This window comes from Burkholderia sp. KCJ3K979 (assembly GCF_016759955.1).
GTDB classification, from domain to species: Bacteria; Pseudomonadota; Gammaproteobacteria; order Burkholderiales; family Burkholderiaceae; genus Burkholderia; species Burkholderia orbicola.
On sequence record NZ_JACFYV010000023.1, the window covers coordinates 42,885 to 54,719 of the forward strand.

General features: G+C 60.6%; 8 protein-coding genes and 4 tRNA genes. All 12 read right to left on the bottom strand.

The features are described from left to right. Window positions 1–13: 13 nt before the first annotated feature. The 12 genes from rpoB to H3O04_RS08480 all read right to left on the bottom strand — a co-directional run bounded on the left by rpoB (window position 14) and on the right by H3O04_RS08480 (window position 9,690). Complete coding sequence (gene rpoB, locus H3O04_RS08425) at window positions 14–4,120, bottom strand: DNA-directed RNA polymerase subunit beta (protein ID WP_011546646.1); 4,107 nt, start codon at window positions 4,118–4,120, stop codon at window positions 14–16. Between the two features lie 381 nt (window positions 4,121–4,501). Beyond that, window positions 4,502–4,876: a 50S ribosomal protein L7/L12 gene (gene rplL / locus H3O04_RS08430; RefSeq protein ID WP_006477198.1), complete on the bottom strand. Its 375-nt coding sequence runs from the start codon at window positions 4,874–4,876 to the stop codon at window positions 4,502–4,504. A gap of 63 nt (window positions 4,877–4,939) precedes the next feature. Next, entirely contained in the window at window positions 4,940–5,437 is a 498-nt protein-coding gene (gene rplJ / locus H3O04_RS08435) for a 50S ribosomal protein L10 (protein ID WP_011546647.1), read from the bottom strand. Between the two features lie 308 nt (window positions 5,438–5,745). After that, entirely contained in the window at window positions 5,746–6,444 is a 699-nt protein-coding gene (rplA, locus tag H3O04_RS08440) for a 50S ribosomal protein L1 (RefSeq protein WP_006482906.1), read from the bottom strand. Then, window positions 6,445–6,876: a 50S ribosomal protein L11 gene (gene rplK / locus H3O04_RS08445; protein ID WP_006477201.1), complete on the bottom strand. Its 432-nt coding sequence runs from the start codon at window positions 6,874–6,876 to the stop codon at window positions 6,445–6,447. A 140-nt stretch (window positions 6,877–7,016) separates the two neighbouring features. Beyond that, entirely contained in the window at window positions 7,017–7,574 is a 558-nt protein-coding gene (nusG, locus tag H3O04_RS08450; protein ID WP_006400672.1) for a transcription termination/antitermination protein NusG, read from the bottom strand. 1 nt (window position 7,575) lies between these two features. After that, complete coding sequence (gene secE / locus H3O04_RS08455; RefSeq protein WP_006477202.1) at window positions 7,576–7,956, bottom strand: preprotein translocase subunit SecE; 381 nt, start codon at window positions 7,954–7,956, stop codon at window positions 7,576–7,578. A gap of 42 nt (window positions 7,957–7,998) precedes the next feature. Then, window positions 7,999–8,074, bottom strand: a tRNA-Trp gene (locus H3O04_RS08460). 59 nt (window positions 8,075–8,133) lie between these two features. After that, the gene (tuf, locus tag H3O04_RS08465; RefSeq protein WP_011350666.1) at window positions 8,134–9,324 is read right to left on the bottom strand and encodes an elongation factor Tu; all 1,191 of its coding nucleotides are present in this window, start codon (window positions 9,322–9,324) and stop codon (window positions 8,134–8,136) included. Between the two features lie 66 nt (window positions 9,325–9,390). Next, window positions 9,391–9,465 (bottom strand) — tRNA-Thr (locus tag H3O04_RS08470). Between the two features lie 22 nt (window positions 9,466–9,487). After that, window positions 9,488–9,561, bottom strand: a tRNA-Gly gene (locus H3O04_RS08475). 43 nt (window positions 9,562–9,604) lie between these two features. Beyond that, window positions 9,605–9,690 (bottom strand) — tRNA-Tyr (locus H3O04_RS08480). Window positions 9,691–11,835: the final 2,145 nt, after the last annotated feature.

Below are 11,835 nucleotides of genomic sequence, written 5' to 3' on the forward strand. Positions count from 1 at the left end.
CTCCGTAGTCCGATTAATTGCGGTCGAGATCGATATCGATACCGAGCGAGCGGATTTCCTTCACGAGCACGTTGAAGGATTCCGGCATGCCTGCATCGATCACGTGATCGCCCTTGACGAGGTTTTCGTACACCTTCGTCCGGCCGGTCACGTCGTCCGACTTCACCGTCAGCATTTCCTGCAGCACGTAGGATGCGCCGTACGCTTCGAGCGCCCACACTTCCATTTCACCGAAACGCTGGCCACCGAACTGCGCCTTACCACCCAGCGGCTGCTGCGTGACGAGCGAGTACGGGCCGGTCGAACGCGCGTGCATCTTGTCGTCGACCAAGTGGTGCAGCTTCAGGTAGTGCATGTAGCCGAGCGTCACGCGACGTTCGAACATTTCACCCGTGCGGCCGTCGTACAGGCGGACCTGGTTCTTCGACGGGTTCATGCCGAGCTGTTCGGCGATGTCGTCCGGGAACGCGAGGTCGAGCATCTTGCCCATTTCTTCCTCGGTCGCACCGTCGAACACCGGCGTCGCGAACGGCACGCCTTCGCGCAGGTTCTTCGCGAGTTCGAGGATCTCGTCGTCGGTGAAGCTTTCCAGATCTTCCTGGCGGCCCGACTCGTTGTAGATCTTCGTCAGGAACGTGCGCAGTTCCTCGATCTTCGCCTGACGCTGCAGCATTTCGCCGATACGCCAGCCGAGGCCCTTCGCGGCCCAGCCGAGGTGCACTTCCAGAACCTGACCCACGTTCATCCGCGACGGCACGCCGAGCGGGTTCAGCACGACGTCTGCCGGACGGCCGTCGGCCATGTACGGCATGTCTTCGATCGGGACGATCTTCGACACGACACCCTTGTTACCGTGACGGCCTGCCATCTTGTCGCCAGGCTGCAGACGGCGCTTCACCGCGAGGTACACCTTGACCATCTTCAGCACGCCCGGCGGCAGTTCGTCGCCTTGCGTGAGCTTCTTGCGCTTCTCTTCGAACGCCAGATCGAACTGGTGACGCTTCTCTTCGATCGAGTTCTTGATCGCTTCGAGCTGCGCCGCTGCTTCGTCGTCCGCGAGGCGGATGTCGAACCAGTGGTAGTGGTCGAGGTCTTCCAGGTAAGCCTGGTCGATCTTCGTGCCCTTCGCGAGCTTCTTCGGACCGCCGTTCGCGACCTTGCCCACGAGCATGCGCGCGAGACGCTGGAACGCGTCGCCTTCCACGATGCGCAGCTGGTCGTTCAGGTCGAGACGGTAGCGCTTCAGTTCGTCGTCGATGATCTGTTGCGCACGCTTGTCGCGCTGGATGCCTTCACGCGTGAACACCTGGACGTCGATCACGGTGCCGCTCATGCCCGACGGCACGCGCAGCGACGTGTCCTTCACGTCCGAAGCCTTCTCGCCGAAGATCGCGCGCAGCAGCTTCTCTTCCGGCGTCAGCTGGGTCTCGCCCTTCGGCGTGACCTTGCCGACCAGCACGTCGCCTGCTTCGACTTCAGCACCGATGTACACGATGCCCGATTCGTCGAGACGGCCGAGCTGGACTTCCGCCAGGTTCGAGATGTCGCGCGTGATTTCTTCCGGCCCGAGCTTCGTGTCGCGTGCAACGACGTTCAGCTCTTCGATGTGGATCGACGTGTAGCGATCGTCCGCGACCACCTTCTCCGAGATCAGGATCGAATCCTCGAAGTTGTAGCCGTTCCACGGCATGAACGCGATCAGCATGTTCTGGCCGAGCGCGAGCTCGCCCAGGTCCGTCGAGGCGCCGTCGGCCAGCACGTCGCCGCGCGAGACCTTGTCGCCCATCTTCACGATCGGACGCTGGTTGATGTTCGTGTTCTGGTTCGAACGCGTGTACTTGATCAGGTTGTAGATGTCGACACCGACCTCACCCGCGACCGCTTCGTCGTCGTTCACGCGAATCACGATACGGCCTGCGTCGACGTAGTCGACCACACCGCCGCGGAACGCCTGGACCGTCGTACCCGAGTCGACCGCGCAGGTGCGCTCGATGCCCGTACCGACGACCGGCTTTTCCGGACGCAGACACGGCACGGCCTGACGCTGCATGTTCGAACCCATCAAGGCACGGTTCGCGTCATCGTGCTCGAGGAACGGAATCAGCGAGGCTGCCACCGACACGATCTGCGACGGCGCGACGTCCATGTACTGGATCCGGTCCGGCGTGACCATCATCGTTTCGCCGGCTTCACGCGACGACACGAGTTCGTCGATCAGCTGGCCGTTCTCGTCGATCGCGGCGTTCGCCTGGGCGATCATGTAGCGGCCTTCCTCGATCGCCGACAGGTAGTCGATCTGGTCGGTCACCTTGCTGTCCACGACCTTGCGGTACGGCGTCTCGAGGAAGCCGTACTCGTTCAGGTGCGCGTACAGTGCGAGCGAGTTGATCAGGCCGATGTTCGGACCTTCCGGCGTTTCGATCGGGCACACGCGGCCGTAGTGGGTCGGGTGCACGTCGCGGACTTCGAAGCCTGCGCGCTCGCGCGTCAGACCGCCCGGGCCCAGTGCGGAAACACGGCGCTTGTGCGTGATTTCCGACAGCGGGTTGGTCTGGTCCATGAACTGCGACAACTGCGACGAACCGAAGAACTCGCGGATCGCCGACGAAATCGGCTTCGAGTTGATCAGGTCGTGCGGCATCAGGTTTTCGCTTTCGGCCTGGCCGAGGCGTTCCTTGACCGCGCGCTCGACACGCACGAGACCGGCGCGGAACTGGTTTTCCGCCAGTTCGCCGACGCAACGCACGCGACGGTTGCCGAGGTGGTCGATGTCGTCCACTTCGCCCTTGCCGTTGCGCAGCTCGACGAGGATCTTGATCGTCGCGAGGATGTCGTCGTCCTGCAGCGTCATCGGGCCGACGATCTCGTCACGGCCGACGCGGCGGTTGAACTTCATGCGGCCGACCTTCGACAGGTCGTACGCTTCTTCGCTGTAGAACAGACGGTTGAACAGCGCCTCGACCGCTTCTTCGGTCGGCGGCTCGCCCGGACGCATCATGCGGTAGATCGCGATGCGCGCGGCCGTCTTGTCGGTCGTTTCGTCGACGCGCAGCGTCGACGAGATGTACGGGCCCTGATCCAGATCGTTCGTGTAGAGCGTCTGGATGTCCTTGATGCCCGCTTCGCGCAGCTTCTCGAGCACGCTTTCCGTGACTTCGTCGTTCGCGCTCGCGATCACTTCGCCGGTATCGCCGTCGACGACGTTCTTCGCCAGCACGCGGCCGAGCAGATAGTCTTCCGGCACCGAGATGAACTTGGTCTTCGCGGCTTCGAGGTCGCGAATGTGCTTCGCGTTGATCCGCTTGTCCTTCTGGACAATGACCTTGCCGTCGCGATCCGTGATGTCGAAACGCGCGACTTCACCACGCAGGCGCTCGGGCACGAACTCGAGTTGCGCGCCTTCGTCCATCAGCGTGAAGTTGTCGAACACGAAGAAGTTCGCGAGGATCTGTTCCGGCGTCAGGCCGATGGCCTTCAGCAGGATCGTGACCGGCATCTTGCGGCGACGGTCGACGCGGAAGTACAGGATGTCCTTCGGATCGAATTCGAAGTCGAGCCACGAGCCGCGGTACGGAATGATCCGTGCCGAGAACAGCAGCTTGCCCGAGCTGTGCGTCTTGCCCTTGTCGTGTTCGAAGAACACGCCCGGCGAACGGTGCAGCTGCGAGACGATGACACGCTCGGTGCCGTTGATGACGAACGAGCCCGTCGGCGTCATGAGCGGAATTTCGCCCATGTACACTTCCTGCTCCTTCACTTCCTTGACGACCGGCTTGTTCGGCGATTCCTTGTCGAGGATGACAAGGCGGACCTTCGCGCGCAGCGCGGAGCAGTACGTCAGGCCCCGCTGCTGGCATTCCTTGATGTTGAATGCCGGCGAGGACAGCGCATAGCTCACGAACTCGAGGCGCGCGAAACCGTTGTGCGAAACAATGGGAAATACCGATGTGAACGCGGCCTGCAAACCCTCAGGCTTACGTTGCGTCGCGGGCACATCGGCTTGCAGAAACGTGCTGAATGATTCAAGCTGGGTAGCCAGCAAGAACGGAACTTGGTGAACGATGGGGCGCTTCGCGAAACTCTTGCGAATGCGCTTCTTCTCGGTGAAGGAATATTGCATACGATCTCCGAATCACGGCGGGTGCTATCGAGGCGGAATACCTGGACGTTTCAAACCCGAGTGTTCACCGACTGAGACCCGATGGCCGTTCGACGGCTTGAACGAGCCGAGAAGCTTGGTGGTTGGCCGCTACCAACCGCTGGCTGACGGCAGCGGATGCCTGTGTTGCCCGCTACCCGACCAAACTTGCCTTCTGCAGTCGCTTCAGAAGACAAAGAGAACCGCCAATCGTGCGTGATTCATCACAACGATCAAGCGGTTTTCTTTGGCTTCTGGGGCCGATTATTCGGGCTCCCGAATGAGTGCCAGAATAACGTCCCCACAAAGCACAAAAAGGCCGGCGGTGAAAATACCGCCAGCCTTCGCACAGCGCGCCGAAACTTACTTGACTTCGACCTTCGCGCCAGCTTCTTCCAGCTTCTTCTTGGCTTCTTCAGCAGCAGCCTTGTCGACGCCTTCCTTGACGGGCTTCGGTGCACCGTCAACCAGGTCCTTCGCTTCCTTCAGGCCCAGGCCCGTCAGTTCGCGAACGGCCTTGATGACCGAAACCTTGTTGGCGCCGGCTTCAGCCAGGACGACCGTGAATTCGGTCTTCTCTTCTGCTGCAGCAGCTGCGCCGCCGCCTGCCGGGCCAGCGACTGCCACTGCAGCTGCCGACACGCCAAACTTTTCTTCGAACGCCTTGACCAGTTCGTTCAGTTCCAGAACGGTCATCCCTTCGACTGCTGCCAGGATGTCTTCTTTTGCGATTGCCATTTGAAATACTCCTAAATTGAATTCGGATACAGCCAGCGATCAGTAACGCTGATGCACGTTCGCTTACGCAGCTTCCGCTTGCTTCTTCTCGGCCAGCGCGGCGAGAGCACGCGCGAAGCCCGAAACAGGCGATTGCATAACGAACAGCAGCTTCGAGAGCAGTTCTTCGCGGCTCGGGATGCTTGCCAGCGCTTGCACGCCAGCCTTGTCCATCACCTTGCCATCGAACGAACCAGCCTTGATGACCAACTTTTCATTGCTCTTGCTGAAGTCGTTGACGACCTTAGCAGCGGCAATGGCATCTTCCGAGATGCCGTAGATCAGGGGACCAGTCATCTGCTCTGCCAGCGGAGCAAAAGGCGTACCTTCGACGGCGCGACGCGCCAGCGTGTTCTTCAACACGCGCAGGTAAACCTGTTGCTCACGCGCTTTCGCGCGCAGCTTGGTCAGATCGCCAACCGCAATTCCACGATACTCAGCCAGCACAACGGTCTGGGCCTTCGCGACTTGCGCGGAAACCTCAGCGACGACGGCTTGCTTGTCTTCTCTATTAAGCGGCACGGTTAGCCTCCAGAAACGATACGTTCGGCATGGCCGGTATGGCCGAAACCTCACGTACCTCGTTCAACAACGGCGTCCGACCTCGTTAGGAGTATTTCCACCTCACGCCGCGAATCGCTTCGCGGCCTGCGGCTTCACCACTGCAAAACTTTTTCGGGTTCGCCATCTGCGTTGGCTTGAATTAAGGGATCGCCTGCCTGCTGCGCCCCACCAACGGTCTTTGATAACCGGTTGTCCGCCCTACTGCACGAACAACCGCCCAAAGCCCATGTAGGCCGCTTCGTGAACGAAGCGGCCCGAATACTTGCTTACTGTGCTGCCAGCGTAGCCTGGTCGACACGCACGCCGACTCCCATCGTGCTCGACAGTGCGATCTTGCGCAGGTACACGCCCTTGCTCGTTGCCGGCTTTGCCTTCTGCAGCGCTTCGATCAGCGCCGACAGGTTCGAACGCAGCGCGGTCGGCTCGAACGATGCACGGCCGATGGTCGCGTGGATGATACCGGCCTTGTCGACACGGAATTGCACCTGACCAGCCTTCGCGTTCTTGACGGCGGTTGCGACGTCCGGCGTGACCGTACCGACCTTCGGGTTCGGCATCAGGCCGCGCGGGCCCAGGATCTGACCGAGCGTACCGACGATACGCATCGTATCCGGCGAAGCGATCACGATGTCGAAGTCCATCTGGCCAGCCTTGATCTGCTCAGCCAGGTCTTCCATACCGACGATTTCCGCGCCTGCTGCACGCGCCTGCTCGGCCTTTTCGCCTTGCGCGAACACGGCAACACGAACCGACTTGCCCGTACCTGCCGGGAGAACGACCGAACCACGAACGACCTGGTCCGACTTCTTCGCGTCGATGCCGAGCTGAACCGCGACGTCGATCGACTCGTCGAACTTCGCGCTCGCGCATTCCTTCACGAGGCTCAGTGCGTCTTCGATCGCGTACAGCTTCTGACGATCGACCTTGGCGGCAAATGCCTGACGGCGCTTGGAGATCTTAGCCATTTACACGCCCTCCACAGTGATACCCATCGAGCGTGCGCTACCAGCGATGGTGCGAACGGCTGCGTCCAGATCAGCTGCCGTAAGGTCCGGCATCTTGGTCTTCGCGATTTCTTCGGCTTGAGCGCGCGTGATCGAACCGACCTTGTCGGTGTGCGGCTTGCTCGAGCCCTTGTCCACCTTCGCCGCCTTCTTGATCAGGACGGTCGCCGGCGGCGTCTTCATCACGAACGTGAAGCTCTTGTCAGCGAATGCCGTGATGACCACCGGCACCGGCAGACCCGGCTCCATGCCTTGAGTCTGCGCGTTGAACGCCTTGCAGAACTCCATGATGTTCAGGCCGCGCTGGCCCAGTGCCGGACCGACCGGCGGCGACGGGTTGGCTTTACCTGCAGGGATCTGCAGCTTGATAAAGCCGATAATCTTCTTTGCCATTTGAAACCTCATTGGAACGCCGGGAAGGCGTTCGGTGAGTGATAACGCGCTTTCGCCGCTGGCTACTGACGCTCCTCAACGACCATGACGCGGGCCGTAAGCGCGAAGGTGGGCAGCCAAGGCTGCCCACCGAATCGGGATCAAACTTTTTCGACCTGGCCGAACTCGAGTTCGACCGGGGTGGAGCGGCCAAAGATGGTGACCGACACACGCACGCGCGATTTCTCGTAGTTGACTTCTTCGACGGTGCCGTTGAAGTCCGTGAACGGGCCTTCCTTGACACGCACCATCTCGCCGACTTCGAACAGGGTCTTCGGGCGCGGCTTTTCGACGCCTTCCTGCATCTGCGACATGATTTTCTCGACTTCCTTCGGGGAAATCGGGGTCGGGCGGTTACGCGCACCGCCGACGAAACCGGTGACCTTCGCGGTGTTCTTCACGAGGTGCCACGTTTCGTCCGTCATTTCCATTTCCACCAGCACGTAGCCGGGGAAGAAACGACGTTCGGTCACGGCCTTGTGGCCGCCTTTGACTTCGACCACTTCTTCGGTCGGAACCAGGATCTGACCGAATTTGTCCTGCATGCCAGCACGTTCGATACGCTCTTGAAGCGCACGTTGCACGCTCTTCTCCATACCGGAGTAGGCGTGCACGACGTACCAACGCTTTCCGCTCGGGGATGCCGGAGTATCGCTCATATCATTTCCAACCCAGAATCGCCGAGAAAATCACCCATTCGATCGATTTGTCGCTCAACCAGAGGAAAATCGCCATCACAAGCACGAAACCGAACACGACGAGTGTGGTTTGCGTTGCTTCCTTGCGGGTGGGCCATACGACCTTCCGGACTTCCTTGTACGAATCCTTGGCAAACGCGATGAGGCTCTTGCCAGGGGCGGACATCAGCCCGACGGCCACGCCGGCGATGATACCTACCGCCAACGCGGCACCGCGGACATACCACTGCTGATTGGTCAGCCAGAAGAAGCCCACGAATCCGGCCAACACCAGCAATACGCCCAGGGCCAGCATCAGCTTATCGCCGGAGGTATTTACAGTTTCGACGGATGGATTCGCCATAACACCTTAAAACAAATGCCACGTGGGACACGTGGCGATTTTTGGCAGGGGCAGAGGGAATCGAACCCCCAACCTTCGGTTTTGGAGACCGACGCTCTGCCAGTTGAGCTATACCCCTAAACCATGTTGGGGCCGGCTGATGCCAGCCCCAAAACTGTCGATCAACGAATAACTGGCTTACTCGATGATCTTGGCGACGACGCCGGCGCCGACGGTACGGCCGCCTTCGCGGATTGCGAAGCGCAGACCTTCTTCCATCGCGATCGGAGCGATCAGCTTCACCGTGATCGACACGTTGTCGCCCGGCATCACCATTTCCTTGTCCTTCGGCAGCTCGATCGAGCCCGTCACGTCCGTCGTACGGAAGTAGAACTGCGGACGGTAGTTGTTGAAGAACGGCGTGTGACGGCCGCCTTCGTCCTTGCTCAGCACGTACACTTCAGCCGTGAAGTGCGTGTGCGGCGTGATCGAACCCGGCTTCGCCAGAACCTGGCCACGCTCCACGTCTTCACGCTTCGTGCCGCGCAGCAGGATACCCACGTTGTCGCCTGCCTGACCTTGGTCCAGCAGCTTGCGGAACATTTCAACGCCCGTGCAGGTCGTCTTCACCGTCGGCTTGATACCGACGATTTCGATTTCCTCGCCGACCTTCACGATGCCGCGCTCGACACGACCCGTCACCACCGTACCGCGGCCCGAGATCGAGAACACGTCTTCCACCGGCATCAGGAACGCGCCGTCAACTGCACGCTCCGGCGTCGGGATGTACGTGTCCAGCGCGTCGGCCAGGCTCATGATCGCCACTTCGCCCAGCTCGCCCGTGTCGCCTTCCAGCGCCAGCTTCGCCGAACCCTTCACGATCGGCGTGTCGTCGCCCGGGAAGTCGTACTTCGACAGGAGTTCGCGAACTTCCATCTCGACCAGCTCGAGCAGTTCCGCGTCGTCAACCATGTCGCACTTGTTCAGGAACACGATGATGTACGGAACGCCAACCTGACGCGCCAGCAGGATGTGCTCACGCGTTTGCGGCATCGGGCCGTCTGCTGCCGAGCAAACCAGGATCGCGCCGTCCATCTGCGCTGCGCCCGTGATCATGTTCTTCACATAGTCAGCGTGGCCCGGGCAGTCGACGTGTGCGTAGTGGCGGTTAGCCGTTTCGTACTCGACGTGTGCCGTGTTGATCGTGATGCCGCGCGCCTTTTCTTCCGGTGCCGCGTCGATCTGGTCGTATGCCTTCGCTTCGCCGCCGAACTTCTTCGTCAGCACCGTCGTGATCGCTGCCGTCAGCGTCGTCTTGCCGTGGTCAACGTGACCAATCGTACCAACGTTCACGTGCGGCTTGGTCCGCTCAAATTTACCCTTGGCCATTTTCGACTCCCAAAAGGAATTTCACAGGTTGCGCCGCGCGCAAACAAGACACTGACTTTTTACTGCTGGTGCCCATGGGCAGGATCGAACTGCCGACCTCTCCCTTACCAAGGGAGTGCTCTACCACTGAGCCACATGGGCGCTACGCTTCAACTTAGCGGTCTGGAGCGGGTGAAGGGAATCGAACCCTCGTCGTAAGCTTGGAAGGCTTCTGCTCTACCATTGAGCTACACCCGCACGGGCCACTAACGATTCCTTACCGCTCACTGCGCTGATATCTTGGTGGAGGAGGTTGGATTCGAACCAACGTAGGCGTAAGCCAACAGATTTACAGTCTGCCCCCTTTAGCCACTCGGGCACCCCTCCGTAGAGAACTGACGATTATGGGGGTGCATCGCACTCCTGTCAAGCACATCCGGAAGATTATTTTCACTCTCTTCCCGACTTCTGCTTCCCGCCGATCCCGCCCTCGCCCGGCTAAGGCAAGCGCGAGATGTTGCCGATCGGCGCCACATCTTCGTCAGACTCCGCCCTCAACGCCGATCTGCATCAGCGCTGAAAACGAAAGACCGCCATCATACGGCCTCTTTCGCACAATGCCAAGCGGGTAGACACAAAATTTCGGCAAATTTCGTGCCGGGCGGGTTCGGCGAGCTCGGGCGGCGATGGTTCGCGGGAGGCTCGGTGGCGTTTCCGGCGGGAAATAACGATTTGCAGTGGGCGTCGCGGGCGGCCCGGTCTTGATCCGGGGCGCCCCGTGCCGGCAAGGCTTCCACACATCTCGCCGGAGATGGCGCGGCCAGCTCCGTCACCGAATTCGATCGCTCCGCTGCGTTCGACGATTTCACCGGAAGGCACGATACCGTGTCGGCGATCCTCCCGCCTCCGTACAAGTCTCCCTGCGTCCGCGTTTTCTGCAATGGCATTCCTCGTGGTTGCAACGGCACATGCCGCGGCCCCGGGAAACGCCTATAGCGCATCTCGAGTCCAGTTGCTGACGATCCGACAGCCAGGCCCGGCTTATGGCTTCACCGCGCAGCGCCAGAGGCATGCTTGGCGCTCGGCGAGTATCAATGGTTGAAGCAAACGATGCGGAACGCCCGGGTTGGGCGTACGTCGGCTCGCGCGGCACAACCGATGAATCGAGATGCAGTGGCCCGACCACGTCCCGCAGGATGAATTCGGCGATTCTGTACGGATGCGCTATAGCCAACGACGCGCCCCAGGTCCAGGCATCCCTATAACCCTGCTGCTGCCGCGTCGAATGTTCTGCTGTTTGGCACCGATGCATCTCGTCGTACAAGCCGGCTCACGCCAGTATGCGGTCGGCTTATCGCAGCGAATCTTCGGCGGACACGCGATATCGCAACCGCTCCTATGGGCTGCCTCGTCCGACTGAACACAATCCGTGTCGGATTCGATATAGGCGCCCTTGCCACACCTCACGCCCCCGAATACGTTGGAGAGCCAATGGGTGTCGCCGGAGCACCGACATCCGACATACGTTGCGCGGCAATGCTCGAACTGGCCGGGAATCAAGACCGGGCACCGTGCACCGGCCCCCACCTGCAGGAGACTCTCCGTTCGGCGATCCAAATACGGCATGCACGGAACGCGCGTCACGCGTCGACGCAGGCAACTCGCACCTCACGCCGACGAGGGGGCCGAGACCGTATATGCGGCGCTGTCTATTCGCTGATCGAGGAAAACTACGTGCTACAGGAGGGTCGACAAGCGGCCATCGAAAAGAACCTCGTCGATTTTGGATCTCGCCCGACCTGCAATATGCCGCAGTGCGGCCAGCCTGTTAGTCGAGTCGCTTCTTGCCGCGGCTCAAGCGCGTGTAGCACGCCTCGAGGGGGCTCTTTCGACGAGATATGACCCGTTAGATCCAATGGCGCTTAATGGCAATGTCGCGGCTTTGCTGGCGTTCAGTCGCGCGGATTCATGCGACAAGGGGAGCCGGTGCGGTGACTTCCTGTCCACTCTTGCCAACAACGCGTGGAAGGCGGATCGAATGCAAGACGCATCCCGCTGCCACACGAGATATGGAAATTTTGGCAGAAGATGCATCTCATAAGCCGACGATCATCACCTGTTGACTGACTATCAGATGGTGAGGGCCAGGCATGGCTGATCGCGGTCGACGTCGGGCAAGGCCGGAGGGAGGATAGCCATGGGCGGTTGCCAACGCGGTTTCCCGTTGCGGCTCTGATGGCCACCAGCGAACCAGAGGCGGGCTTCAGCAACACCAATTGCTGGCGACAGACACCCGATAGGCGAGGTTCATTTGCGCCGATTTCATGGGAGCGATTCCGATTTGAGCCGACACCTCGACACCCGCCCCATGTCACACGGCGCTTCGCCGCTCGCCTTTTTGGCGCCGCAATGCAAAAACCCCCGCCTGATCGGGCGGGGGTTTCTGGCTTGAGGGGAGCCTGACGATTACCTACTTTCACACGGGAATCCGCACTATCATCGGCGTAGAGTCGTTTCACGGTCCTGTTCGGG

Excerpts from the sequence above, each read along its gene's own strand:
- tuf (WP_011350666.1), bottom strand. The coding sequence starts at position 9,324 with ATGGCCAAGGGTAAATTTGAGCGGACCAAGCCGCACGTGAACGTTGGT.
- rplA (WP_006482906.1), bottom strand. The coding sequence starts at position 6,444 with ATGGCTAAGATCTCCAAGCGCCGTCAGGCATTTGCCGCCAAGGTCGAT.
- rplK (WP_006477201.1), bottom strand. The coding sequence starts at position 6,876 with ATGGCAAAGAAGATTATCGGCTTTATCAAGCTGCAGATCCCTGCAGGT.
- rplL (WP_006477198.1), bottom strand. The coding sequence starts at position 4,876 with ATGGCAATCGCAAAAGAAGACATCCTGGCAGCAGTCGAAGGGATGACC.
- nusG (WP_006400672.1), bottom strand. The coding sequence starts at position 7,574 with ATGAGCGATACTCCGGCATCCCCGAGCGGAAAGCGTTGGTACGTCGTG.
- secE (WP_006477202.1), bottom strand. The coding sequence starts at position 7,956 with ATGGCGAATCCATCCGTCGAAACTGTAAATACCTCCGGCGATAAGCTG.
- rpoB (WP_011546646.1), bottom strand. The coding sequence starts at position 4,120 with ATGCAATATTCCTTCACCGAGAAGAAGCGCATTCGCAAGAGTTTCGCG.